This is a genomic window from Pseudoalteromonas sp. P1-11 (assembly GCF_001399995.1).
GTDB lineage: Bacteria > Pseudomonadota > Gammaproteobacteria > Enterobacterales > Alteromonadaceae > Pseudoalteromonas > Pseudoalteromonas atlantica.
In genome coordinates, this window is sequence record NZ_LJSP01000003.1 from 406,314 (window position 1) to 432,016 (window position 25,703).

At 40.6% G+C, this 25,703-nt stretch carries 21 protein-coding genes and 1 pseudogene; 15 read left to right on the plus strand and 7 right to left on the minus strand.

Translation table 11 applies throughout. The features are described 5' to 3' along the window. Positions 1–118: 118 nt before the first annotated feature. The 6 genes and pseudogenes from AN390_RS07535 to AN390_RS07560 all read left to right on the plus strand — a co-directional run. Positions 119–931 (plus strand): hypothetical protein, encoded by an 813-nt coding sequence (locus AN390_RS07535; protein ID WP_055253660.1) that lies wholly within the window; start codon positions 119–121, stop codon positions 929–931. Further along, positions 932–1,972 carry an extracellular solute-binding protein gene (locus AN390_RS07540; protein ID WP_004586642.1) on the plus strand — a complete coding sequence of 347 codons (1,041 nt, stop codon included), beginning with the start codon at positions 932–934 and terminating at the stop codon, positions 1,970–1,972. It begins immediately after the preceding gene. Next, a complete protein-coding gene (locus AN390_RS07545) occupies positions 1,973–3,472 on the plus strand; it encodes an iron ABC transporter permease (protein ID WP_054982544.1) in 1,500 nt (499 codons plus the stop codon). Positions 3,473–3,486: 14 nt separating this feature from the next. After that, positions 3,487–4,500 carry an ABC transporter ATP-binding protein gene (locus tag AN390_RS07550; protein WP_055253662.1) on the plus strand — a complete coding sequence of 338 codons (1,014 nt, stop codon included), beginning with the start codon at positions 3,487–3,489 and terminating at the stop codon, positions 4,498–4,500. A gap of 18 nt (positions 4,501–4,518) precedes the next feature. Then, positions 4,519–4,734 (plus strand): hypothetical protein, encoded by a 216-nt coding sequence (locus AN390_RS07555; protein ID WP_055253664.1) that lies wholly within the window; start codon positions 4,519–4,521, stop codon positions 4,732–4,734. Between the two features lie 226 nt (positions 4,735–4,960). Further along, positions 4,961–5,419 (plus strand): annotated as a pseudogene (locus tag AN390_RS07560) (CatB-related O-acetyltransferase); the annotation flags it as partial. A gap of 18 nt (positions 5,420–5,437) precedes the next feature. Here the strand turns inward: AN390_RS07560 and AN390_RS07565 are convergent. After that, complete coding sequence (locus AN390_RS07565) at positions 5,438–5,872, minus strand: ATP-binding protein (protein WP_004586647.1); 435 nt, start codon at positions 5,870–5,872, stop codon at positions 5,438–5,440. Between the two features lie 447 nt (positions 5,873–6,319). Here AN390_RS07565 and asnS point away from each other — a divergent pair, with 447 nt between their 5' ends. Together asnS and AN390_RS07575 are read left to right on the plus strand one after the other, a co-directional pair. Further along, positions 6,320–7,717, plus strand: a complete 1,398-nt coding sequence (asnS, locus tag AN390_RS07570) for an asparagine--tRNA ligase (RefSeq protein WP_024033570.1) — start codon at positions 6,320–6,322, stop codon at positions 7,715–7,717. 151 nt (positions 7,718–7,868) lie between these two features. Continuing rightward, positions 7,869–8,801, plus strand: coding sequence for a PstS family phosphate ABC transporter substrate-binding protein (locus tag AN390_RS07575; RefSeq protein WP_055253666.1), 933 nt, complete (start codon positions 7,869–7,871; stop codon positions 8,799–8,801). A gap of 50 nt (positions 8,802–8,851) precedes the next feature. Here AN390_RS07575 and AN390_RS07580 read toward each other — a convergent pair whose 3' ends face one another. Then, entirely contained in the window at positions 8,852–9,778 is a 927-nt protein-coding gene (locus tag AN390_RS07580; RefSeq protein WP_055253667.1) for an electron transfer flavoprotein subunit alpha/FixB family protein, read from the minus strand. Continuing rightward, on the minus strand, positions 9,779–10,528 hold the full coding sequence (locus tag AN390_RS07585) for an electron transfer flavoprotein subunit beta/FixA family protein (RefSeq protein ID WP_004586651.1): 750 nt from the start codon (positions 10,526–10,528) through the stop codon (positions 9,779–9,781). It abuts the gene before it with no gap. Positions 10,529–10,734: 206 nt separating this feature from the next. Here AN390_RS07585 and AN390_RS07590 point away from each other — a divergent pair, with 206 nt between their 5' ends. The 6 genes from AN390_RS07590 (at position 10,735) to AN390_RS07615 (ending at position 17,670) form a co-directional block, all read left to right on the plus strand. Next, the gene (locus AN390_RS07590) at positions 10,735–12,381 is read left to right on the plus strand and encodes an electron transfer flavoprotein-ubiquinone oxidoreductase (protein ID WP_055253669.1); all 1,647 of its coding nucleotides are present in this window, start codon (positions 10,735–10,737) and stop codon (positions 12,379–12,381) included. A gap of 133 nt (positions 12,382–12,514) precedes the next feature. Then, entirely contained in the window at positions 12,515–12,979 is a 465-nt protein-coding gene (locus AN390_RS07595; RefSeq protein WP_004586653.1) for an acyl-CoA thioesterase, read from the plus strand. A 240-nt stretch (positions 12,980–13,219) separates the two neighbouring features. After that, the gene (locus tag AN390_RS07600; RefSeq protein WP_024033565.1) at positions 13,220–13,789 is read left to right on the plus strand and encodes an outer membrane beta-barrel protein; all 570 of its coding nucleotides are present in this window, start codon (positions 13,220–13,222) and stop codon (positions 13,787–13,789) included. A gap of 292 nt (positions 13,790–14,081) precedes the next feature. After that, entirely contained in the window at positions 14,082–14,786 is a 705-nt protein-coding gene (gene tsaA, locus AN390_RS07605; RefSeq protein WP_029773613.1) for a tRNA (N6-threonylcarbamoyladenosine(37)-N6)-methyltransferase TrmO, read from the plus strand. Between the two features lie 90 nt (positions 14,787–14,876). Beyond that, positions 14,877–16,601, plus strand: a complete 1,725-nt coding sequence (locus AN390_RS07610) for a proline--tRNA ligase (protein WP_055253671.1) — start codon at positions 14,877–14,879, stop codon at positions 16,599–16,601. A 229-nt stretch (positions 16,602–16,830) separates the two neighbouring features. Continuing rightward, positions 16,831–17,670 (plus strand): UDP-2,3-diacylglucosamine diphosphatase, encoded by an 840-nt coding sequence (locus AN390_RS07615; RefSeq protein WP_029773612.1) that lies wholly within the window; start codon positions 16,831–16,833, stop codon positions 17,668–17,670. A 17-nt stretch (positions 17,671–17,687) separates the two neighbouring features. Here AN390_RS07615 and AN390_RS07620 read toward each other — a convergent pair whose 3' ends face one another. The 4 genes from AN390_RS07620 to AN390_RS07635 form a co-directional block, all read right to left on the minus strand. After that, positions 17,688–20,744 carry an ATP-binding protein gene (locus AN390_RS07620; protein WP_055253672.1) on the minus strand — a complete coding sequence of 1,019 codons (3,057 nt, stop codon included), beginning with the start codon at positions 20,742–20,744 and terminating at the stop codon, positions 17,688–17,690. Positions 20,745–21,037: 293 nt separating this feature from the next. Next, positions 21,038–22,246, minus strand: coding sequence for an ABC transporter permease (locus AN390_RS07625; RefSeq protein ID WP_024033560.1), 1,209 nt, complete (start codon positions 22,244–22,246; stop codon positions 21,038–21,040). Then, the gene (locus AN390_RS07630) at positions 22,239–23,027 is read right to left on the minus strand and encodes an ABC transporter ATP-binding protein (protein WP_055253674.1); all 789 of its coding nucleotides are present in this window, start codon (positions 23,025–23,027) and stop codon (positions 22,239–22,241) included. Before AN390_RS07630 ends, AN390_RS07625 begins: the two co-directional genes overlap by 8 nt. Continuing rightward, a complete protein-coding gene (locus AN390_RS07635; RefSeq protein ID WP_055253676.1) occupies positions 23,024–23,836 on the minus strand; it encodes a DUF3025 domain-containing protein in 813 nt (270 codons plus the stop codon). Before AN390_RS07635 ends, AN390_RS07630 begins: the two co-directional genes overlap by 4 nt. Before the next feature lie 113 nt (positions 23,837–23,949). Between AN390_RS07635 and AN390_RS07640 the strand changes: the two genes are divergently transcribed. Further along, the gene (locus AN390_RS07640; RefSeq protein ID WP_055253677.1) at positions 23,950–25,575 is read left to right on the plus strand and encodes a M28 family metallopeptidase; all 1,626 of its coding nucleotides are present in this window, start codon (positions 23,950–23,952) and stop codon (positions 25,573–25,575) included. The last annotated feature ends 128 nt before the right edge of the window (positions 25,576–25,703 follow it).

Genomic DNA, 25,703 nt, shown 5'->3' on the forward strand with positions numbered 1-25,703 from the left:
GTATTAATTTTGCTCAGGTTTTGAGCTTTGCATTGACGTATTTGTTATATTGATTTTAGTAAACATTACGGATATGATAATGTCTATCATTTACAATTACCTTTTCGGACTCTTTACTATGAAACACCTTTCTAAATCTGTAAAAACATTAGGTGCAAGCTTATTGTTAGCTTCTGCTTTTGTAACGCAACCGGCGCTAGCTAACGGCCCAATTGGTGAACACGTAAACCATTTACAAGAAAACATTAAAGACTATTCAGAAGAAGTTGAATGGATGGTTGGTAAAGTAGACACCATGGTAACTGACTACAGCAAAATCGGTGCAAAGGCTGTAAACAGCGACGATTTAATTGAATATTGGGAGTCGGTTAAGTTTCACAGCGCTATTGAAACTAACTTTGTGCCTGTATATGCCTCTATTTGGCAAGGTATTTATGGTGTAAAAATGGCCATTGATAACAACAAGCCTGCCCAAGAAGTGCGCAATCAGCAAAAAGCCATGAACATAGCCTTGTGGCAAGGTCTTGGTGCTGTTAAGCTTGCGGCAAAATTCCAGCAAAAAGGCTTACTTAATACAGTTAAAGCCACTGCTACAGAAGGCATGACCCAAAGTGCCACCATTGACGAAATCAAGCACAAGCTTGACCGTGTTGTTGCTAAATTTGCAGAGCGCTTAAACGAAGAAGCCACTGAAATTGTTCACGATACGTATTTACACCTTTTTGAAGGCGTAGAAGGTACGCTTATCGAACAAGATGCAAAACTAGTAGAAGTGCTGGAAAAAGATTTTAACGTAACACTACCGCAAACAATTAAAAGCGCTAAAAGCGTTGACGAAGTACGTGACGTGGTAAGTGATATGCACACTAAATTAGACCGCGCTAAAACGCTAATAGAAAAAGCGGAGAAGTCGCGTAAGGATGTTTTTTAAGTGAAGCGTAGGACCTTTATACAAGGCCTAGCTGCGTTAGGGGTTGTTGGCGCTTTGCCACTGCCCCTTTCTCGCGCACTAGCTGCCGATATAGCAAACCCAGTTTCTGTTGATAATTTACCAAAGCTTAAAGGTGATTTAACCTTATACCTAGGTCGTGGTGAAGGTGGTTTGTATGAAAATGTATTGCAAGCGATTCAGAAAAAAAATCCTGACTTTAACTTAGCTATTCGCCGCGGCCCGACTGCTGCACTTGCCAATACTATTGTGGCAGAGGCAAAGGCAGGTGTACGCCGCGCCGATTTATTTTGGGCGGTTGACTCAGGCGCTATTGGCCTAGTTACCGATGCAGGCCTTGCAAAGCCCCTACCGAGTGATTTATCTGCACAGTTACAACCGCAATTTAGATACGATCAATGGGCGCCGGTTACCGGTCGGATCAGAACCTTGCCGTATAACACATCGCGTTTAACCAAAGATCAAATTCCAACAAGCATAATGGACATTGCAGATAGCGATTTATCAATTGGTTGGGCCCCTGCTTATGCATCGTTTCAATCGTTTGTTACCGCTATGCGTATTTTAGAAGGCGATGATAAAACCGCTAAATGGCTTAAAAAAGTTAAAAAGCGCGCTAAAACATACGCCGGTGAACTCGGTGTTGTAATGGCGGTAGAACGTGGTGAAGTAGATATTGGTTTTGCTAATCACTACTACACGCTGCGTCTTAAATCGGGTAAACCAGATGCTAAATTAGACTTAGCCTTTACCGAGCAAGATGCAGGTTGTTTAGTCAATGCCTCGGGTATTTTAACGCTAAACGATGACCCACTTGCTACTAACTTTATGCGTTACTTATTAAGCGAAGAAGTACAAGGTTATTTAGCCCGAGAAGCGTATGAAATACCGCTTGTTAATGGCATTACTCAACCGGCAGGCTTACCGTCGCTGAGTGACATATCTCCACCAAAGGTTGATTTAACTCAGCTTGCGGATTTACGCCCCACCATCAACTTGATGCGCAACAACGGCGTTTTATAAATGCGAATACCTGCTTCTTACCCAATGGCGCTGCTTGCAGCGCTCATTACGATTACCCCTGTTTATATTTTAATTACCCTTGCTAGCGACTCCAGTACCCTTTTTGACAGTCATAATTTAAAAATACTGGGCAATACGTTATCGCTAATGGGCTTAACCGTATTAGGCTCAATTCTGATTGGGGTACCGCTGGCTTTTATAAGTGCTTATGTGCATTTGCCTTTTAAAAAAATATGGCTGGTGATTTTTGCCGCGCCCTTGGCTATTCCAAGTTATATTGGCGCATTTACTTTGTACGCTGCGTTTGGCCCAGGGGGTGAAATAAATAACCTACTTGGCTTTGAAACCCCACCCATGTACGGGTTAAGCGGTGCAGCCATTGTAATGACCTTGTATACCTTCCCTTTTGTAATGATGACCACACGCTCGTCATTGCTCAGCTTAGATGCCAGCATGGTAAATGCAGCGCGTACCTTGGGTATGTCGATGACACAAAGTGTGTTTAAAGTAATTTTACCCCGTGTAGTTAACGGTATTGCAGCGGGCTCATTATTAGTGGCGCTGTATACACTTTCAGACTTTGGTACACCCGCAATGATGCGACTAGATACCTTTACCCGGGTAATTTACGTAGAATACAATGCGTTTGCATTAGGGCGCGCGGCGATGTTGTCGCTGCAATTAATGGTTATTGTTGGCTTTTTACTTTTAATAGAATCACAAATAAAAACCGCCTCTGAACGACACGGTCGCCCACTGGTTTTATTTCCAACTAAATGGCAAATAACCGCAATGATTGCTGCGTTTGGCCCTATTTTATTGTTAGCTATTGGTTTACCGCTGGCGATATTTTTTGTTTGGCTAGCACGCGATGGTTACAGTAATTTTGACTTTAGCATAGCGTGGAACTCAGCGTATGCCTCAGCCATTGCTGCCATAGTGGCGGTTATTGTGGCTATTCCTGTTGCTCATGCCGCATTAAGCGGAAAAGCCGGCAGAATAATGGAGCGTGTTACCTATTTTGGTTTTGGTATTCCTGGTATTGTGATGGGCACCGCGCTGGTATATGGCGGCTTGCAACTCCCGTTTTTATATCAAACATTAGCGCTTCTGATTATTGCTTACATGCTACGATTTTTACCGCTTGCAGTTGGCTCTATTCGCACCAGTACAGAGCATTTAGATCAAAGCTTAATAAAGTCGGCGCGCGTATTAGGCGCAAGCCCGCGTGAAGCCTTTACTCGCATTACCCTGCCGCTAACAATGCGTGGTATTATTGCCGGTGCTGCATTGGTATTTTTAGAATCAATGCGCGAGCTTGAAGCAACGCTATTGCTAGGCCCAACCGGGTTTGAAACCCTTTCAACCTATTTATGGCGTGTTTACGAAGCCGGTTATTTTGGCCGTGCTGCCATTCCCGGCTTATTGTTAGTGGTGATTTCTGCCTGTGGCTTAGCTATTATGATGTCTGGCGAAAAACGTAACCAACTCGAACATTGAGGATTTAAAAACAAATGCTATCTGTAAGCCAGTTGTCTATAGATTACGGCAGTAACCGTGTAGTAAGCGATTTAAATATATCGTTAGGTGAAAATGAAATTCTCATGCTAGTAGGCCCTACGGGCTGCGGTAAAAGTACAATATTGCAAGCACTTGCTGGGCTTATCCCCATTAGTGAGGGTGAAATAAACGTAGGCAAATGGTGCGCAACGCCAAAACGTAATGTGCCCCCTGAAAAACGCAGTGTTGGTATGGTGTTTCAAGATTTTGCATTGTTTCCTCATTTAACGGTTGAGCAAAACATTTGTTTTAGATTAAAAGACACCGCCATTGCCGATCATTGGATTAAACTACTTGGTCTAAATGATTTTAGAGCAAAAAAGCCAGCCACCCTCTCTGGCGGTCAAAAACAGCGCGTAGCACTTGCGCGTACACTTGCTCACCAGCCAGATTTTGTGTTACTTGATGAACCCCTTTCTAACCTTGATGCCGCATTAAAAGATATGCTGCGCTGGGATATAAGAAACGCCCTAAAAGAAGCGGGAGTGCCTGCCGTGTGGGTTACTCACGACCAAGAAGAAGCGCTTTCGGTAGGTGACCGTGTAGGTGTATTACAAAACGGTAAAATACAACAGCTCGACAGCCCTGAACAATGCTTTAGCATGCCAAACAACCGCTTTGTAGCACGCTTTTTAGGTGAGGCAAGCTTTATTGCTGGGCAGTTTGAAAATGGCCAAGCAACCACCAGTATTGGCGTAGCACCAGGCCAAGGTATAGACTGCGACAGTGGCGATGTAGATGTGTTGCTTCGCCCTGACGATGTACAGCTTATTCAAAACTTAAATCAACCTAACGGTGAAGTTGTTTGGGTACGCTTTGAAGGTGGCAGCCGTTTATGTGCGGTTAAATTAAGCTGTAATACGCTCGTTACTAGCCGTGTAAGCCACGAGGTTGTGGTTAATCCGGGTGACAGCGTTCATGTATCTATTGTTACTACTCACCCGCTGGCTGTGTATAAAAAACAATAATTAAACTATGAGGTAGCTATGTCTAAACAGGGCCCTAATCCAAATAACCCTGCCCCTGTTGAGGGCTTTCCTCAGGTTGGCTTTTTAAAAAACTTTATTACCTCGCCTAATATAGTGGTGGGTGATTATACCTATTACGACGATCCTGACGGCCCTGAAAACTTCGAAAAAAATGTCCTTTACCATTTCGATTTTATTGGTGATCGAGAGGGTCTGTTTATCTTTCGAGATTAAATTTGCAGTAGTGTGTTTGGTTTTTAGACAAGGCAGAGCCTATGTAGTGTGGTTATTTCACATAAATAGGCGATAACGCAGTATAAAGACCAAACACGCACTGCCCGAAGGGTTCTGCCTAGGGGCAATTAACTCTTTGTTGCTCCGTTTTCACTTAGCCCACTAGGTCACAAACCTCGCGCCGCGATTAAATTGCCACTAGTTTGAACAAATTTTAATCCTGAAAGGTAAACAGACCCTTATTGGAAAGTTTTGCGCCATAGCTAAAAACGTGACCTTTATAATGAACGGCGCTAATCATCAAACCGCGGGGGTTTCTACCTATCCATTTTTTATATTTGGCAACGGCTGGGAAAAATCGGCCCCGCAGGCTGGCGAGTTACCCTTTAAAGGCAATACGGTTATCGGTCACGATGTATGGATTGGTTATGATGCAACCATAATGCCAGGGGTAAATATTGGCAGTGGCTCTATCATTGCAAGTAAATCGGTGGTTACCTGCGATGTACCCCCTTATAGCGTGGTAGGTGGTAATCCGGCAAGGGTAATTAAGCCCAGATTTGATAGCAACACAATAAATACGTTATTAGATATAGCTTGGTGGGATTGGAGCAATGAAAAAATCACTGCTCATCTAGATGCCATTACTCAATGTGATTTAAGCGCTTTAATAAAGCTTAAATAACCCATAAGTAACACTCACCTACCACTCAAACATGTACGCCATTTTACTAATGGTTTTTAAAGGCACGTTATGCGTGTTGCGCTTAGCGTATAAATGCTGCATAGACTTGTCTTTTACTTCACCAACAATAACTTCTTTAACTTGATAACCAAGTGCATGTGCTGCTTGAGAGTACGCAATAAACTCCCATTTTTTTATATTGGTGTTATCAACAATTACAAGCGGAATATTTTGCGCTAAAGCATTTATAAAGCGCGCTAAATTTAAATTATGATATTGCGGTAGTTTAAATTTATCAAAGTGATACTCGCCCTGTTCATTGACAAAGTAGTCATCGGTTGAACATATTAAATACTGGCTTGTATCTACTCCACCAAGCTCATCGGCTAGGGTTTGTGCATAGTAAGACTTACCACTTCCTGGTAGCCCTCTTAAAATAAAAACTTGTTTCATAGCATCCATTTCTGGGTAATGGTAAATATTAAATAGTTAAAATTATGATGTGCTGATTTACCGGCTTAATTGTTACTTATTATTTCATCATTGTAAGCCATTAGAATAACGCTGAAGCAGTTAGCGCGCCCACTAGCTTACAAATTTTGCTCGTTGATTGAATAGCCTTAAGGTTGGCTAATTTCAATCCGTAGAGTCAACACGCAGTAATAATGCCACAAAATCACTAAATTTCAGAGCACCAAATAACAATAGTGGTAATTTAAAGCAAAAAACGCTTTAAAAGTAACCCACTTGCATAAAAACTTTTAAAGAGTTGCTCACAATAGTTTTTTTATTTTATTTAACTAGGTAAGATACACGGTTCAAGTTCAACGCACTAAATTTAACCGCTGCGTTGAGTAGTTAATATTATACAGTTAGGCAACTTATATCATTGGAGTGAAGATGAGCCATTTAGCGATTTCAGAGCTATTAAAAGGCAATGTTGCGGTAGACAGCCAAGTAACAGTAAAAGGCTGGATCCGTACACGCCGCGATTCAAAAGCAGGAATATCATTTTTAGCCGTTCATGACGGTTCGTGTTTTGATCCTATTCAAGCGGTAGTTCCTAATTCACTAAATAATTATGATGAAGTTACTAGCTTAACAGCCGGTTGTTCTGTGTCGGTTACTGGTGTGTTAGTGCAATCTGCAGGTAAAGGTCAGTCATTTGAAATTCAAGCTAATTCTGTCACAGTTTTAGGTTGGGTAGAAAACCCAGATTCATACCCTATGGCTGCTAAGCGCCACAGCATTGAGTATTTACGTGAGCACGCTCACCTTCGCCCACGTACAAACATGATAGGTGCAGTAACACGTGTGCGTAACTGTTTAGCACAAGCTATTCACCGTTTTTACCACGAGCAAGGCTTTTACTGGATCAGTACCCCAATCATCACAGCCAGTGACTGTGAAGGCGCAGGTGAAATGTTCCGCGTATCAACACTTGATATGCAAAACTTGCCACGCACTGATAAAGGCGACGTTGATTACAGCGAAGACTTTTTTGGTAAAGAAGCCTTTTTAACGGTATCTGGCCAGCTAAATGGTGAAACATACGCATCGGCTATGTCAAAAATTTACACCTTTGGCCCAACATTCCGTGCAGAAAACTCAAACACGTCTCGTCACTTAGCTGAGTTTTGGATGGTTGAACCTGAAGTAGCATTTGCTGATTTAGAAGATATTGCAAAACTTGCTGAAAACATGCTTAAGTACGTATTTAAAGCGGTGCTTGAAGAGCGCCGTGACGATATGGAATTTTTTGCACAACGTATCGAAAAAACAGCGATTAGCCGTTTAGAAGAGTTTGTAGAAAAAGACTTCGCCCAAGTTGATTACACTGACGCCGTAGAAATACTTAAATCATGTGGTAAAAAGTTTGAGTACGCCGTTGAATGGGGTGTAGATTTACAATCTGAGCACGAGCGCTACTTAGCTGAAGAGCACTTTAAAGCACCGGTTGTTATTAAAAACTACCCGCGCGATATTAAAGCGTTTTACATGCGCCAAAACGAAGACGGTAAAACCGTTGCCGCTATGGACGTTGTAGCACCAGGAATTGGTGAAATTATTGGTGGTTCACAACGTGAAGAGCGCCTTGATGTGCTTGATGCGCGTTTAGATGAAATGGGCTTAAACAAAGAAGATTACAGCTGGTACCGCGATTTACGTAAATACGGTAGCGTGCCACACTCTGGCTTTGGTTTAGGTTTTGAACGCCTAGTTGCTTATGTTACAGGTATGGGCAACGTACGTGATGTGATTGCCTTCCCTCGTACTAAAGGCAGCGCAACCTACTAATCAAATTAATTGATTTTAAAAGCCAGCTTTTTTGCTGGCTTTTTAATGTCTGTTATTTTTAATTATGGCTTTGTAAAATACTGTTTATAAATTAGAGATTTATAAATTTTGAACTATAGTTTTATAACGTATTCGTTATTTGGCTAATAGCATGATAAAAAAACTTATTTTGGCAGCCACCGTACTGCTTTCTTCCTCTAACGTTGCAACATCAGTTTCTGATATTGCCCCCGATCACAAGCCTTTACTTATTGGCGGCTCTTCTTCGGTCTCGCACCTGTTGCTTTTATTAAAGCCCAACTATGAAGAGCAAACTAATACGGCCATGCAAGTCCGCTCTATGGGCAGTACTAAAGGCATTAAAGCCATAGCACAAAACATTATTGATATTGGTACAGCATCACGCTATTTAACCAATGAAGAGCAAGAGCAATACCCTCATGTACGTCAAATTGTTATTGCGCAAGATGCGCTGGTATTTTTTACTAACAAAAAAAATAACATTGATTCGCTAAGCGTAGAGCAGCTCAGCGACATTTACGCGGGAAAATATAAAACGTGGCAAGAAGTTAACCCAAATTATAAACCAGAGACACAAAGAGATAATAAAATCCTTCTGTTTAGTAAGGCCTATAACCATGGCACATTTGATATTTTATTGGAGTTTTTAAACCTATCTTTTATGCGGGTTCCAAATGGTAATACAATTAAACTAAAGCAGGCAGGTAACCACGGGTTATTTCCTAAAATGGAAGTGCAAATGTATGACGAATTTAACCAAGCCCTTGGCATAGTACAACGCATGCCCAATGCCATTGCTTTTGACTCTTACGGTGCAGTCTCGCAGCTGCTTGGCTCTAAAAAAATAAATAAAATAAATTTACTCGGTATCAATGGCGTTAACGTTTCAGATGAAACTATTAAAAATGGTGAGTATACGTTTGTTCGCCCCCTAATTTTATTGGTAAATAGTCAATCGAGCCGCTCTGTAGAGCAAACAGAGCTGCTGCTCAATTTATTAAAAGATAAGCGTGTTTTAGATACTTTGTCAGCGCATCATTATTCTATGCTTGAGGTGGAATAAAAAAAGCCGCAGGAACCTAAGTTCACCGCGGCTTTACAACCAGAATATGTTTATAGCGCGTTTTCAAGTTGCGGTAATACCTCAAATAAATCAGCAACCAGGCCGTAATCTGCCACCTGAAATATAGGTGCGTCTGGGTCTTTATTAATCGCTACAATAACTTTTGAGTCTTTCATACCTGCTAAATGTTGAATAGCACCACTTATGCCCACGGCAATATACAGATTAGGCGCCACTATTTTACCTGTTTGCCCTACTTGCATATCGTTAGGTACAAAGCCTGCATCAACGGCAGCACGAGACGCACCAATTGCAGCGCCTAACTTGTCAGCAATACCGTTTAATAAGGCAAAGTTTTCACCATTTTGCATGCCACGACCACCTGATATAACTACCTCTGCTGCAGTTAGCTCAGGACGCTCTGACTCGGTTTGTTCAACACTTACAAAGTCACTTAATTGGATATCACTTAGCGTATCTAATGCATTTATGCTGGCAGGTGATTGTTGGTTTTGTAAGTCAAAACTACTCGCTCGTACGGTGATCACTTTTTTACTATCAAGCGATTTAACCGTGGCAATTGCATTACCGGCGTAAATGGGCCGTTTAAATGTATCGCTATCTATTACTTCTATTATTTCTGACACTTGCGCTACATCTAAAAGCGCTGCAACGCGAGGCATAAAGTTTTTACCTGTGGTGGTTGCACTGGCAACAATATGCGTATAATTATCGGCAATAGCTAAAACAAGCTCGGCCATATTTTCAGCTAACTGATGCTGATAAAGTGCATTATCGGCAGTGAGTACAGTTGTTACACCTTCAATACCGGCAACCTGTTCGCTCATTGCGCCTACATTTAAACCCGCAATAAGTACATCTATATCAAAGCCTAATTTACTTGCCGCATTGATTGTTTTTGAGGTTTCTGGTTTTAGAGCACCGTTATCGTGCTCTGCAATTACAAGTGTTTTCATTTAAATCACCTTTGCCTCTGTTTTAAGTTTCTCTACCAGCTGGGCTACATCTTCAACAATAATACCGCCACTGCGCTTAGCCGGCTCTTCTACTTTTATTAGCTGTACGCGGGGTGTTAAATCAACACCTAACGAATCTGCTGCTATTACATCAAGTGGTTTACGCTTTGCTTTCATTATATTTGGCAGCGATGCATAGCGAGGCTCGTTTAAGCGTAAATCGGTAGTTACAATAGCGGGCAGTTTTAGTGCAACAGTTTGTAAGCCACCATCTACCTCACGGGTTACATTCACTGTGTTACCGTTTATATCCACCTTAGAGGCAAACGTACCTTGGCCGCGCTTAGTTAAAGCCGCCAGCATTTGGCCTGTTTGGTTGTTGTCTGAGTCAATAGATTGCTTGCCTAAAATAACCAGTTCTGGGGCTTCTTGCTCAACTAATTTTGCTAATAATTTAGCAATGTGCAGCGATTCTAGTTTTTCATCGGTTTCGATGTGAATGGCTTTATCTGCACCTAATGCAAGAGCGGTGCGTAGCTGCTCTTGCGCTGCTTTTGCACCAATTGTTACCGCTATAACCTCAGTTGCTGTGCCCGCTTCTTTTAATCGAATGGCTTCTTCTATCGCAATTTCACAAAATGGGTTCATTGCCATTTTTACATTTGCTAAGTCAACGTCGCTGTTATCAGCCTTTACGCGTGCTTTAACGTTGTAATCGATCACTCTTTTTATTGGAACGAGAACTTTCATAGGAACTCCATCTATATTTAAACCTACAAGCTAACGTGTACGTCAACCTATTTATTTTATGAATTCAGACTACTTCCTGTTGACGTAAACGTCAACCTAAAATAACCTTAAAGTATTCATAGCCTGTAACATTTAATGTGCAAGTATTAAAAAGGCTGCATTGCTTATCTAATTTAGCTAAGCCCGTCATTGATTAAGAGGTTATTATGGTCGAACGTGAAACCATGGAATTTGATGTAGTTATTGTAGGTGCGGGCCCAGCGGGCCTTGCCAGTGCAATTAAGCTCGCACAGCTAGCGCAAGAAAAACAACAAGAACAAACTATCTGTGTAGTAGAAAAAGGCTCCGAGGTAGGCGCGCATATTCTTTCAGGTGCGGTATTTGAAACCAAAGCCTTAGATGAGCTTTTGCCTAACTGGCAAGAGCTTGGCGCTCCCGTCACTACACAAGTGACACAGGATGAAATTTATTGGTTTAATAACAGCGAAAAAGCCACTACTCTCCCTCGCTTTGCGACCCCTAAAACATTTCATAATGAAGGTAATTACATTGTTTCTATGGGCAATGTGTGCCGATGGCTTGCCGAGCAAGCTGAAAATTTAGGCGTTGAAATATTCCCAGGCTTTAGCGCTCACTCTTTAATTATTGAGCAAGACACCGTTAAAGGCATTATTACGGGCGATATGGGCGTTGATAAAGACGGCAATGAAAAAGATGGTTATATGCCAGGTATGATACTTCGCGCTAAATACACTGTATTTGCTGAGGGGTGTCGCGGCCATTTAGGTAAGCAGCTTATCAACGAGTTTGCGCTTGATAAAGATGTGTCACCACAGCACTATGGCTTAGGCTTTAAAGAGATTTGGCAAATAGATGCCAGTAAGCACCAGCAAGGTAAAGTAGTGCATGGTACTGGCTGGCCGCTAAGTGGCGATACCAATGGCGGCTCTTTTATGTATCACTGCGATAACAATCAAGTGGTTGTAGGGTTAATTGTTGATTTAAATTATTCTAACCCGCATTTAAGTCCGTTTGATGAGTTTCAACGAATGAAACACCACCCTGTTTTTAAGCAAACCCTTGAAGGGGGTGAACGCATTGCCTATGGCGCCCGTGCAATTGCAAAAGGCGGCCTTCACTCGCTGCCTAAAATGCATTTTGCTGGTGGCTTATTAATAGGTTGCGATGCCGGTACGCTCAATTTTGCCAAAATTAAAGGTAACCATACCGCAATGAAATCGGGCATGGTGGCGGCAGAAGTTATTTTTAAAGCACTCCAAAATGGCCAAGCTAATACTGATTTAGCCGATTATAAAAACGCGTTTGAAAATTCATGGGCTTATAAAGAGCTTTACCAATCGCGTAATTTTGGCCCCGCTATGCATACATTAGGTAAGTTTGCTGGGGGTGCGTATAATACCCTTGATCAAAACATCTTCAACGGTGCACTGCCCTTTACCTTTAAAGACAACACGCCCGATTACGATACGCTAAAAGATGCAGCTAACAGCCCTCACATTGACTACCCTAAGCCTGATGGCCTACTTAGCTTTGATAAACTCTCTAGTGTGTTTTTATCTAATACTAATCATGAAGAGTCGCAGCCTTGCCATTTAAAGCTTAAAGATCCCGCCATTCCTATTGCGGTTAATTTAGTAAAGTTTGACGAGCCCGCACAGCGCTATTGCCCTGCAGGGGTATATGAAGTGCAACAAATTGAAGGTGAAGATCAGTTTGTGATTAATGCTCAAAACTGTGTGCATTGTAAAACCTGCGACATAAAAGACCCAAGCCAAAACATTACTTGGGTAACACCCGAAGGCGCTGGCGGGCCAAACTACCCTAATATGTAACTATTTTATGCACAAAGGTGCATTAAAAACCTATCTTTTACATATAAATTATAAACCTATCCTAAATTGCAGGGGCTTCGGCCCCTTTTTTACGGTATGCTCATAGGTAAGTTTCATAAAGTGAGTATTTAATATGCCGTCGTCAAATGTTGTATTTCGTTTTTTAGCAGAGCCTACCGATGTAAATTTTGGTGGGAAGGTTCATGGTGGTGTGGTCATGAAGTGGATTGACCAAGCGGGTTATGCCTGCGCTGCAGGTTGGAGTGGGCATTATTGTGTTACTGTTTCTGTTGCTGGGGTTAAATTTAGACGCCCTATTTTGGTTGGGCAAATTGTCGAAGTTGAAGCAAAAATTGCGCATACAGGCTCAACAAGTATGCAGATATTTATTCAGGTACGGTGTGGCGATCCTAAAACTCAAAACATGGTAGAAACAAACCACTGTGTTATTAGCTTTGTAGCAATGGACGAAACAGGTTACCCGGTAGAGGTTCCTGCTTTTAAAGCACAAACAGAAGAAGATATTAAATTGGAAAACTACGCTATTAAAATGAAACAAATTGCAATTGAGACAGAAAATTTGCTTCATAAAGTATAAAAGTACAATGTAAAATTCACATAGACCGTGTAAAAGGTACAACCTTTACTTAGAAAACAAAAAACTAAAAAAGTTCACCCTGCTTATAAAAAATACAAAATAGCCGTAAAAATGCCGTATAAGTCGTTTTTACGGCTATTTTGTAACCACAGCCTATTGTTGGCATGCTCACTGCAAATAACTAATTGTCGTTTGATAAGTTAAATCAAACATTTATTATTTTTTTAAAGGAGCTATACAATGATTAAAACACTTTCTCTTTCTGCAATTGCTTTAGCAACACTGGGTTTTAACTCTGCAGCACACGCTGACATTACGGATTTTGATTCTCCTCGCATTTATACAGGTGTTGGTTATGGCCAATACTCATTTGAATTTGAAGACAGCGAAAACGACACTGAATTTGATGACGATGCACAAATGCTAAAAGGTTACATTGGTACACAATTTAACGAACACTTCAGCGTTGAGTTAGCTTATCAAAACTTTGATGAAGTGAGCGACATCGACAGCAAAGCAGAAGTTGATGGTGTGTCATTAGCAGCTATTTTAGCGGCTCCGCTTTCTGAAAGCTTTTCAGTATATGCTAAAGGTGGTTGGTTTGAATGGGATGCAGATGTAGAGCAAGAGCTTCCTGTTGGTAGCATTTCAGCATCACAAGACGGCGGCGACGTGTTTTACGGCGCGGGTATTCAATATGCGTTTTCTAGCAATGTTCAAATGCGTTTAGAGTACGAACGCTACGAACTAGATGATGAAATTGACCCAGAAATGGATGTTGCATCAGTATCAATTCAATACATGTTTTAATTAGCATTTAAAACACTTAAGGGTGAGCCATGTGCTCACCTTTTTGTTGCTTATACATAATATCCATCCGTAATAATAGCTAATCATATCGCGGCGCTAAACGTGTCGCTCAAGCCTCAAAATAGATAAACTTAATTAAGCAAATTGGTATAAACACTAATCGCTATATTTTAAACCGCTTAGTCTAATACACGATTAAACCAGCTAGTCTAAAATATAACGCATTAACTGTACTGCTATAAATACTAAATAGAGGTAGAATAGCGCCCTATTTTTTAGTTAACTGAGCATTATGAGCGATTATAGCATTTCGGCTGTTGGCCACATTCAATCCCCTTATAAACAAAAGTTTGCAATACCAAGGCAGCCACGTTTAGTGCCTCAAGCTAAAGCCAAACTTATTTTTACTGCTGAGTTTAATCGTGAAGAATTTGTGCGAGGTATTGAAGAATTTAGCCATATTTGGCTGTTATTTAGGTTTCATGAAACCGCCGATAAAGGCTATTCAGCTATGGTGCGCCCACCACGTTTAGGCGGCAATGAGCGCAAAGGCGTTTTTGCAACGCGCGCCACATTTAGACCCAATGCCATTGGGATGAGCGCTGTAAAACTTGAAGGTGTTGAGTATAAAAACGGCCAACTTAGTTTACTGCTTGCTGGTATAGATTTACTCGATGGCACGCCTATTGTGGATATAAAGCCTTACTTACCGTATTCAGATGCAATGCACGACGCCAGTGCCGGTTTTGCCGATACCCGACCAGAAACACAAATGAGTGTCGCGTTTTCACCCGAGGCAATTGATTTTATTGCCAAGCAAACACACTACCCTGAGCTTGAAGATTTTATTGCTAATGTACTAAAACAAGACCCACGCCCTGCCTATAAAAAACAAAAACAAGGCGAGCAAAGTTATGGTATGACACTGTATAATTATAATATACGCTGGCAGGTTAACGGCGAGCATAACTTAGTAACAAGTATAGAAAATAACTAAAAAGTGCAGTTAGCGCTTTAGTGTAAAAGCAAGCGCTGGTAAACTTAGCGCCCTATTAAAAAGAACATATTACTTAATTTCGGAAAAATCATGCGTACCAGTCAATATATACTCGCAACACTTAAAGAAACGCCATCAGATGCTGAAATTGTTTCGCATCAATTAATGCTTAGAGCCGGTATGATCCGTCGCGTCGCTTCGGGTTTATATACATGGTTACCCTCTGGTTTACGCGTGCTTCGTAAAGTAGAAAATATTGTTCGTGAAGAAATGGATAAAGCAGGCGCAATAGAAATGTTGATGCCGGTTATTCAACCTGCTGATTTATGGCAAGAGTCTGGCCGTTGGGAGCAATTTGGTCCTGAACTTGTTCGCTTTAACGACCGCCATAACCGTGAGTTTGCGCTAGGTCCTACGCATGAAGAAGTAATTACAGATTTTGTTCGTAAAGAGATTAGCAGCTATAAACAACTGCCTGTTACTTTGTACCAAGTACAAACTAAAGTGCGCGATGAAAGACGCCCACGCTTTGGTGTAATGCGTGCACGTGAATTTACGATGAAAGATGCGTATTCATTTCATTTAAGTGAAGCGTGTTTAGATGCCACATATAAAGTAATGCACAAAGCGTACTGTAATATTTTTGAACGCTTAAACTTAGAATACCGCCCTGTACTTGCTGATACAGGCTCTATTGGTGGTAGCTTATCACATGAGTTTCATGTACTTGCTGAATCAGGTGAAGACGCGATTGCCTTTAGTGATGCAAGCGATTATGCAGCTAACATCGAAAAAGCAGAAGCGTTAGCTCCAACTCAAAGTCGTCCTGAGCCATCTAAAGAGCTTAAAGCGTTTCCTACACCAGATGCTAAAACAATTAGCGAGCTTAAAAAGCACTACGGCGTTAAACCACACCGCGGTGTTAAAACATTAATTGTTTACGGTACGCCTGATGAAAACGAACAACGTGATTTAGTTGCGCTTGTACTACGAGGCGATCACGAGTTAAACGAATTAAAGGCTGAAAAGCACCCACTTGTAGACTCTCCACTTGAAATGGCCACTGAGGCTGACATTGTTGCGGCTATTGGTGCAAAGCCTGGTTCACTTGGCCCGGTGGGTTTATCAATGCCAATTATTGTAGACAGAACCGCTAATGTAATGGCAGATTTTGTTGCCGGTGCTAATAAAGATAACGAGCACTTTAGCGGAATTAACTGGGATCGCGATGTTAAAGAATATCAAGTTGCTGATATTCGTAACATTGTTGAAGGCGATCCGAGCCCGTGTGGACAAGGCACTTTACAAATTAAACGCGGTATTGAAGTTGGTCATATTTTCCAACTTGGTACTAAGTACTCAGAAGCCATGAAAGCAGGCGTACTTAGCGAGTCGGGTAAAAACCAAGTAATGACTATGGGTTGTTACGGTATTGGTGTTTCGCGCATTGTGGCAGCGGCTATTGAGCAAAATAATGATGATTACGGTATTATTTGGCCACAATCTATTGCCCCATTTGATTTAGCTATTGTGCCAATGAACATGCATAAGTCGCATCGTATTCCTGATATTGCTAATAATCTATACCAAGGTTTAAAAGATGCAGGCCTAGATGTTTTATTTGATGATCGTAAAGAGCGCCCTGGCGTTATGTTTAACGACATGGAATTAATGGGTGTACCTTATACTTTAGTGATTGGTGAGCGTAACCTTGATGAAAACAAGGTTGAGCTTAAAAATCGCCGCACCGGTGAAAAGTTAATGGTTGATTTAGACACCGCAATAGAGACTATTAAAGCGGCTGTTAAAGGTTAATAACACCTACGCTTAAAACAAACTTATAAGGCCGCATTTAAACATGCGGCCTTTTTTATGCGCGTTTAATGGTAATGTATATAAAAGCTAGTCACCTAATCTCCTTCCCAGCCAATAAACTTTAATTAGCTGGTTTGATATAAATTGTCATGGAGGCTTCGCTAAAGTGTCTCATAAGTGTCATTAGATTTATCTACAGTGTTTAATTATTACACTATGGATGACGGACATGACAAACAATCAACAGCGTAAAAAACAACATTATCCAGCCGTTTGGATATCGGATGTACACTTAGGGTATAAAGACTGTAGAGCCGACTATTTATTAGATTTTTTAAATTCAATTGAATGCGATACGCTTTATTTAGTGGGTGATATTGTTGATTTGTGGTCGATGAAGCGCAGTTTTTATTGGCACCCATCTCATTACCAAGTGCTTAGTTGTATACAACAAAAAGCCCTTGATGGCACCCGTGTAATATACATACCTGGTAACCACGACGAGACCTTTCGCCACTACATAAATCAAACTTTATTTGGTGTAGAAGTCCACCAGCAGTTTATTCATACCACTAAAGCCAATAAGCGCTTTTTACTGATCCACGGTGATGACTTTGATTCGGCAACCCGCTACAACAAGCTCATAAGTATTGCAGGCGATGCAGGTTACGACTTACTGCTGTTTTTAAATCGTTGGACTAACCGAGTTCGTAAAGTGTTTGGCGGTAACTACTATTCTCTTGCTGCATGGATAAAAGCACGCGTTCATAAAGCCCGGGAAGCCATTGCAGCTTTTGAAGATGCCGCTATACATGAGGCAAAAAAACAAAAGGTCGATGGCATCATTTGCGGACACATCCATCACCCTAAAATTAAAGTAGTAGATGGCATAGTGTATTGTAATGATGGTGATTGGATTGAAAGCTGTACCGCATTAGTTGAGCAACCAAACGGTAAAATAGAGCTGTTGCATTGGTCTGATACGCAAAAAGTACTTGATACAGCCGATGTAACCAGCTTAGTTAAACCTATTCAAACTGATACCAAACCAAGTAAGTCAGCAGCGTAACTGCTGACTTAGCTCATTTAGTTTAACCAGGTTAGTAGCCTATTTTTAAGCGTTTTAGGCTTTATTGGCTTGGTAATATAATCATTCATGCCGGCGGTAATGCAACGCTCTCTATCGCCTTCCATTGCACTTGCGGTCATGGCAATAATTGGAATGCTAATATACTCAACCCCAGCTTTAGCATTTCTTATCTCGCTGGTGGTATCGTAGCCATCTAGGTTAGGCATTTGGCAATCCATTAAAATTAAGTCAAACGGTTGCTCTTGATTAAATTTAAGGGCAGAGAGTGCTTCTATACCATCACTTGCACAGGTAATTTTTATCCCTGTGCGTTTTAAAATAGCCTTCGCTACCTCAATGTTAATCATGTTGTCGTCAACCAATAATACATGATACTTAGACAACTCAGGCTCTGGCTCTATGTCGTTTGCTTGTTTAGGCGCGGTTAAAACAAACTCATTATTAGCGCCAAAAATACTGCCTAGCTTATAGGTAAATTGATCTTGCGTAAGTGGTTTGTGCAAAATGTGGCTATGCTCAGGAAACACCTTTTTAGATTGCTTATTAACCACCATGTCTCGCAATATAAGCACATATTTTTTATCTGCCTTTTCGCAGTAGCTTATTAGCGCATTAACTTGCGGGTGTTCGTCATCAATAATCAGTAAATCGGCATCAAATTCGCTGTGTTCACTAAAGTAGTCGAGCCTTGTAATATGGCTTGGCTGAATTTTACAGGTTTGAGTTAATAATCCGCATACATTTTTAAATACGTTATCGCGCGCAATAAGCGCCGCCACACTGACTTCTTTTGAAAGCTCAATGCCGGTATTAAGTTTTTGCTGTTGCGCCACATGTAACTCTACCGTGGCAATAAAGGTGCTGCCTACGCCCTTTTCACTGCTAAGGGTGATATTACCGCCCATTAATTGCGCCAATTTTTTACATATAGATAACCCTAAACCGGTGCCACCAAAATGGCGCGTAGTGCTTGAATCTTCTTGGGTAAACACATCGAACAGTTTATCGATGTTTTCAGGGGCAATACCAATACCGGTGTCTTTAATTATAAAGCTCATTAAAATTTTACTGTCGGTAATGTATTTAGAGTTTAAGGTTAAACTTACTTCGCCTTTATGCGTAAACTTAAACGCATTATTTATTAAATTAATTAAAATTTGCTTAAGGCGATGGCTATCACCAATAACCATTCTATCAACCACGTTTTGGGTATTTAAAAAGACCTCTAACCCTTTACGTTGGCCCTGCAGCGCAATTGAATTGATCATATCGCTACAGACAGAGATAACATCAAACGAGTGATTATCAATATCTAGTTTACCCGCTTCAATTTTAGAAAAATCTAAAATATCGTTAATTAAACTCATTAACGAATGTGCACTGCTATTGGCTAATTTTAAATAGTGTTGCTGTTGCTCAGTGAGGCTGTCTTCTTTTAGCATTTCAAGCATGCCTAAAACACCGTTCATGGGTGTGCGTATTTCGTGGGAAATATTGGCTACAAAGTCACTTTTTGCTTGGCTTGCGGCAAGGGCTTGGTCAATCGCTCGCTCAAGTTCAACAGTACGCTGAGATACCTTTAACTCTAAGGTGCTATTTAAACCCTGTAACTGTGATTGAGTTTGCTTTAACGAGCTGATATTACGCAAAATAGCAGCAACCTGATAACGGTTGCTAAATACATCAAATACGCTGGTCAGCGTGATTGAATAATATTCTTTATTGCCATCATCACCAGTATAAACTGCTTCAAATGGCATTTTAGAGCCATGCTCTATGGTTTCACTAATGCAGTTTTTATCTTCATCTGCAAGAGTAAATAAGTTACTAAAGCGGGTGTTGTCATTACCTAGCCTACTTGCAAAAACTTTTTTAGCCGTTTGATTACAGTGAATAATGGTTTCATCACTGTCTATGGTAAAAATAGCGTCGAGTGAATTTTCAATCACTTTATTATTTTGCTCTGTTAAAGAGTGTATAAGCAGCTTGCGATTAATATAACGCTGATATAAGAGCGTAATAATTATAAATATGGTAAAAAATGTGGCGGTGATGGCAATAAAACTTTCGCGCCTTTTTGCAACGCGTTCCAACAAGGTTTCAGAATCAATAGAAACGGCCATCTCTAACGGCAGCATGGCAATATCGCCTTCAAAACTTACCCGTTTATTTAAAAAGTACTGTTTTGGCGCATCACCTATTAACAAGGTTTCGTGAGAGTTCATGTTTTGTGTGGGGCTAAATTCATCACTCCAGGTTTTGGCTTGGTTAAATTCAAAGCCAAACCGTAAATCAGGGTTTGGGTGGTATAAAAATTCGCTTTCATTATTAAGCAAATAAATATTAATCCCAGGTGGAAGTTCAAACGTTAAACTTTCAAATAACTTATCTGCGGAGTAGTTTGTCACTAAAATTGCAAACACTTGCTTTAAATGATCAAAAACAGGCTTAGCTACGCGGTATGTACTCACAAAGGGTTTTTGTATTTCACCGTTTTCGCGGTTGTAGTTAATAGGCGATATATACACGCTTTTTTCATCAAGCATACTGGCTTTAAGTACGTAGTCTCGCCCGCCTTTTTTTTGCAGTTGCGCGCCCTCTAGCCTAATTATGTCACCTAAAAAGCGGTCTACACGTACGATCTCTTGGCCATTTTCAGCAAGCATAATGTAACGTGCTTGCAAAATAGAATCGTCGGTTTGCATAAACCCGCTAAAAATATCAGCAAGGCGGTCTTGCCATACAGCAATTGGGGTTTGTAATAGTGGGTCGATTAATTGATTGTCGGTCGCTCTAGATATACCTTGAATAGGTGGAGTGGCGTTTAAAAAGCGAATAGCGGTAATACTGTCGTTTAAATGGTTTTTTAAAGACGCGGCTTTTGTTTCAAGCTCACGACTGAGTTCACTACGAGCATCGTTATATATCTCTGCGCGCACTTTTTTTTCAAACACATACACCGAAGGCAATGCTATAACTAAAAAAACAATAATGGCAACCAGTAATAATTTATTACCTTTTGCTGCTGTTATAAATACATTCCTTTTTAGCATTGAACCCTCACTCCTCACTATTTTCTAGGTTAGATTATAGAGGATTATTTGATAAAAAATAGAAGTAAAAATAATTAGTTACTTAAAAAAGTGTAATTAAAGTTTGAACAAATACTCTAAACCAATCACTTAGTATTACTATTAAAAAGCAGTGTTAATTTAAGATGAATACCATTCTAAAAAACATACAAATTAATATAGACGGCAAATAAAAAAATTATAAGCGATAACAGTTAATGGGTAGTAAAAGTAAACGAGCAAGGCATTACCCTGCCCGTTTATAAAACCTTAAACTATCTAAATAATACGTCTTCGCGGTTAAACCACTTAACACAAAAAGCAAGTAACGCGCCAGCTATAATAGCTGTTGCTAAAAATATTAAGCCTACAAGGGTGTAATCTACCGTGCCTTTAACAATTTCTTTAATCGCGAGCGCTACATTAGTAACAGGAATAAAAGCAGTTTTAGCTGTTAGCTCTACATTAGGCATAATGGATACTATGATGGGAAAAAACACCCCCATACTCAATGGTGCCATGTAGTTTTGGGCTTCTTTAAATGTACGAGCATAAATAGATATTGCTAACGCCAATGCTGAGAATATCGCGGCAATAGGTAGTAACAATACAAAAATCATTAATAAATCGCTTACCGCTAATGAGCTAAATGCTGTTTTAATTACTTCAAGGTCTGCAAATGCAAGGGCTACGGCTATCCACCCGCCCATACTGAGTACAGTTATAGTTGTTGATGCAATTGAGGTTGTCAGTAAGGTTATAAATTTGCCTAGTACCAGCTCTGTACGCGTAATAGGTGTAAGCAATAAGGTTTCTAATGTACCGCGCTCTTTTTCACCTGCACCTAAATCTATTGCTGGGTACGTAGCGCCCATAAGAACTATAGGAATAAGTAGGTAGGGCAAAAAGCCTCCTAGTTTTTCACCTAAGTTTTCACGTTTATCGGCGGTATCAACCTTTACTACTTCAATAGGGGTTAAAAGTGCTAAATGAGCTTCTTTTTCAATACCAAAACTGATTAATTTTTCTGTTTGTAATGCATCGCTATACTCTTTGGCGAGCTCTTTTACACGCTGAAATAAAAAGTTGATAGATTTAGCATCATTAAATACCACTTCCCACTTACTTTGCTGGGCATCATTTAAGGCTTGTTTAGCGTTAGTGGGTAAATATATACCCATGTCTATATCACCTGCGATTACCCCTTCTTTTAGCTCTTCAATGCTATTAAAGGTTTTAGCACCTTTATAAAGTTCAAAGCTTTTATGATAAAATACTTTTTCTGTAAATTCTGGCGCGTAGTCGCCATTAATAATGGCGTAGGTATGTACCTTTTGTTCAGCATCGAGTGCCGCTTGAGAGCTAATAAACGCCATAACGGCAAATAATAAGGGAAACACCGCAACGGGTAGAGCGACTACAAACAATAAGGTTTTTTTATCGCGTAGGAGTTCTGTTAATTCCTTTTTAAAAACTTCAAACATCGTGTTTCTCCGTTAAAATATTCATAAACGCTTGGTTTAGCACTTCACTATTACCTGCCTGTTTGAATTCAGCAAGTGTGCCATCAAAGCAGCTTACGCCTTCATTAATTACCGCAACACGGTCACATAAAAGGGCCACTTCATCTAAATGGTGCGTTGAAAAAATAACAGGCGTGCCTTGCGCCTTTAAGCCTTTTATAAAGTTGATCACTGTTTGTGTGGTCATGATATCAAGGCCTGTGGTTGGCTCATCGAGTACCACCACTTCTGGGTGATGTACCACAGCACGGGCAATATTGGCTTTTTGCTTCATGCCGGTAGATAGGTTTTCTGCACGTTTATCAATAAATTTATGCATGTCGAGCAAAGTAAAAAGTTCTTCACAACGAGCCGCTATTTGCTCTTTGTTCATTCCATGAAGCTTTGCAAAGTATTCAATATTTTCTTTAACGGTCAGGCGATCATACAAACCAGTTGAACCGGATAAAAAACCAATAGACTTGCGCCCTACTAACGGCTTTTTAATTATGTCGTTGCCGGCAATAGTTATTGTGCCTTCATCGGGCTTAAGTGCAGTTGAGAGCATACGCAATGTAGTAGTTTTACCCGCGCCATTAGGGCCAAGTAACCCTAACACTTCACCTTTTGCACATTGAAAGCTGACATCTCTTACTGAATGAAAAAAATCTTTATCTTCACGCGGGTCTATATCATCAACTTTATTTTTTTTATGATCCTTGGTTAACTTAAACTTTTTTTTAAGCCCTGCGACTTCTATCATTTTCGTATCCTTCGTTTAGCTCTAAAGTAGTCGGTATTATCATAGAACGATTCATTCTCATTTGCGTCATGCCATCCTGGTACACCTAACAATGGCAATGGAGAAAGCTGTTTGTTATCGGCTAAGCAATGCTCTATTTTTATCTTCTCATAAAGTACTTGGTCTAGGTACTGATATTGAGTAACTAAATCTTTACAAAATATTTCATCCGGTACACATACAAATAACGCTTTACCCGTTAAACCAATATAGGGTTTTGTGAGCATTTCATAATTAGCGTGGCCAAACATAAAAGGTTGTATTGTTTTGCCCCACTCTTCTCGGTGAGTTATAAATGCCGTTTTCCATTGGTGGTCTGTTAAAAGCGTTTGCCACTTAGTATCACTAATGGCAAGCACCACGCCGCACTCGTCAAATAATGTGAGTGCATTACGATGTTTAGTACGTTGCTTTAAGCCATGTTGCGCTATTTCTTGTACGTGGCGCTGATTAATAAGCGCCTTGGTTTTTGGAAACAAACACCAAATAAAGCCACCAAATAAGTCGTGCCAATTTTTACTGCGTGTTGGCACTACGCCAGTTTCAAAAATGACTTGCTCGTAATAGCGCTCACCAAAATCAACGTTTGAATCGTCTTCAAACGTTATGGGGAGGTTATTAGCATTAATGGCATTCAAATATACACTGAACCAATCGGGGCTTGGCCAATCAGTTTGTTTATCAATATTAAACAGTGTTCGTAAGTGCTCAAACGCACCGCTTTTCAAACTACTAACTTGCCATTGCTCGGGCGGAGTAAAGCGCTTCATTTATACCTTTAACAATTTATGCTGTTAATTTGCGGGCAGTTTACCGCAAAAACTGGTTCTAATTAATAGAAGTTAATATACTAATCACATCTTAGAACAAGAATAGAGCTACTATGAAACGATATTTCTCTCTCACACTGATTGCTGGCGCTGTATTAGCTGGCTGTGCAACAACAAGTATTACACCTACCGATGTAACAAATGGTTACAACAGTATTAAAGCAGATGAACTTGCAGCGCACATTAAAGTGCTTGCCTCTGATGAATTTGGCGGTAGAGCGCCTTCATCTGAAGGTGAAAAACTAACCCTAGATTACTTAACTACACAATTTAAAGCATTAGGGTTTGAACCCGGTAATGGTGATAGCTTTTTACAAGAAGTGCCGCTTGTTTCATTAGAAGCTGATTCAAATATGGTATTAAGTATTGGTGGTAAAGATTATCAATACAAAAAAGACATGGTTATGGGCAGTAGCCGCATTAGCGCACATGAAGGGATTGAAAATTCAGAGCTTGTATTCGTAGGTTACGGTGTAAATGCCCCAGAATATAACTGGAACGATTACGAAGGCCTAGACGTAAAAGGCAAAACTGTTGTTATGCTTGTTAACGATCCGGGTTTTGCTACAAAAGATCCTGCGTTATTTACCGGCGATGCAATGACCTACTATGGCCGCTGGACTTATAAATATGAAGAAGCGAGTCGTCAAGGAGCAGCCGGTGCTATCATAATTCACGAAACCGCCCCTGCATCATACCCGTGGTCAGTGGTTGAAAACTCATGGAGCGGTGAGCAGTTTGGTTTTCAAAAAGAGAACAACAATATGGACCGCGTTGCGGTTGAAGGCTGGGTAACCACTGATGTAGCTAAAGAGTTATTTGCTAAAGCGGGTCTTGATTTTGAGACTGCAAAAGCCAATGCAGCTAAAGGTTCGTATAACGTTGACATGGGCGATTTAACTGCATCGGTTAATGTTAAAAATACAATTAAAAAATCGGTGTCGTATAACTTTATTGCCACGTTGCCGGGTAGCGAAAATGCGGATGAACATGTTATTTATTCAGCGCATTGGGATCACCTAGGTACAGATACAACCCGTAAGGGCGACCAAATTTATAATGGTGCGCACGATAACGCCACAGGCACTGCGGGGCTAATTGAGGTTGCAGAGGCATTTACTAAACTGCCAAAGCACCCTACTCGCTCAATGACATTTTTAGCTGTTACGGCTGAAGAGCAAGGCTTACTTGGATCTAAATATTACGCTGCTAACCCAGTTATTGCTGCCGATAAAACAGTCGCCAATATAAACATGGATAGCCTGAACTTATTAGGTAAAGTAAAAGACATGAACGTAGTAGGTTTAGGAAAGTCGCAAATGGACGACCTACTAGCCAAAGCAGCAAAAGAGCAAGGTAGAACAATAGCGGGCGACCCTAAACCATCATCAGGTGGTTATTACCGCTCTGATCACTTTGCATTTGCAAACATGGGTATTCCGGCTATGTATGCAGGCGGCGGTACTGTTGCCGCTGATGAGGATACAGCAAATTATCGTAAACGTATGAGCTTAGTGCTACGTGGTTGTTACCATCAACCCTGTGACAGATACCGCGATGAGTGGGATTTATCGGGTGCGGTGCAAGACTTACAATTGTTTTATAAAGTAGGCTTTGATATTTCTGAACAAGCACAATGGCCTGCATGGTACGAAAACTCAGAGTTTCAACGCAAATAATGTATTTAGCCTGAGCGTAGGTTATTTACCATCGAAAAACTCAAACTGAGCTATCGATTTAAATAGATGCAAATGATATTGATTATCATTTGCAAAATGTATACAGTGTGTCCTAGTTAAAATAAAAC

Excerpts from the sequence above, each read along its gene's own strand:
- AN390_RS07620 (WP_055253672.1), bottom strand. The coding sequence starts at position 20,744 with ATGCTAAAAAGGAATGTATTTATAACAGCAGCAAAAGGTAATAAATTA.
- AN390_RS07630 (WP_055253674.1), bottom strand. The coding sequence starts at position 23,027 with ATGATAGAAGTCGCAGGGCTTAAAAAAAAGTTTAAGTTAACCAAGGAT.
- AN390_RS07615 (WP_029773612.1), top strand. The coding sequence starts at position 16,831 with ATGACAAACAATCAACAGCGTAAAAAACAACATTATCCAGCCGTTTGG.
- AN390_RS07640 (WP_055253677.1), top strand. The coding sequence starts at position 23,950 with ATGAAACGATATTTCTCTCTCACACTGATTGCTGGCGCTGTATTAGCT.
- AN390_RS07550 (WP_055253662.1), top strand. The coding sequence starts at position 3,487 with ATGCTATCTGTAAGCCAGTTGTCTATAGATTACGGCAGTAACCGTGTA.
- AN390_RS07545 (WP_054982544.1), top strand. The coding sequence starts at position 1,973 with ATGCGAATACCTGCTTCTTACCCAATGGCGCTGCTTGCAGCGCTCATT.
- AN390_RS07635 (WP_055253676.1), bottom strand. The coding sequence starts at position 23,836 with ATGAAGCGCTTTACTCCGCCCGAGCAATGGCAAGTTAGTAGTTTGAAA.
- AN390_RS07565 (WP_004586647.1), bottom strand. The coding sequence starts at position 5,872 with ATGAAACAAGTTTTTATTTTAAGAGGGCTACCAGGAAGTGGTAAGTCT.
- AN390_RS07535 (WP_055253660.1), top strand. The coding sequence starts at position 119 with ATGAAACACCTTTCTAAATCTGTAAAAACATTAGGTGCAAGCTTATTG.
- AN390_RS07625 (WP_024033560.1), bottom strand. The coding sequence starts at position 22,246 with ATGTTTGAAGTTTTTAAAAAGGAATTAACAGAACTCCTACGCGATAAA.
- AN390_RS07590 (WP_055253669.1), top strand. The coding sequence starts at position 10,735 with ATGGTCGAACGTGAAACCATGGAATTTGATGTAGTTATTGTAGGTGCG.
- AN390_RS07580 (WP_055253667.1), bottom strand. The coding sequence starts at position 9,778 with ATGAAAACACTTGTAATTGCAGAGCACGATAACGGTGCTCTAAAACCA.
- tsaA (WP_029773613.1), top strand. The coding sequence starts at position 14,082 with ATGAGCGATTATAGCATTTCGGCTGTTGGCCACATTCAATCCCCTTAT.
- AN390_RS07595 (WP_004586653.1), top strand. The coding sequence starts at position 12,515 with ATGCCGTCGTCAAATGTTGTATTTCGTTTTTTAGCAGAGCCTACCGAT.
- asnS (WP_024033570.1), top strand. The coding sequence starts at position 6,320 with ATGAGCCATTTAGCGATTTCAGAGCTATTAAAAGGCAATGTTGCGGTA.
- AN390_RS07575 (WP_055253666.1), top strand. The coding sequence starts at position 7,869 with ATGATAAAAAAACTTATTTTGGCAGCCACCGTACTGCTTTCTTCCTCT.
- AN390_RS07600 (WP_024033565.1), top strand. The coding sequence starts at position 13,220 with ATGATTAAAACACTTTCTCTTTCTGCAATTGCTTTAGCAACACTGGGT.
- AN390_RS07610 (WP_055253671.1), top strand. The coding sequence starts at position 14,877 with ATGCGTACCAGTCAATATATACTCGCAACACTTAAAGAAACGCCATCA.
- AN390_RS07585 (WP_004586651.1), bottom strand. The coding sequence starts at position 10,528 with ATGAAAGTTCTCGTTCCAATAAAAAGAGTGATCGATTACAACGTTAAA.
- AN390_RS07555 (WP_055253664.1), top strand. The coding sequence starts at position 4,519 with ATGTCTAAACAGGGCCCTAATCCAAATAACCCTGCCCCTGTTGAGGGC.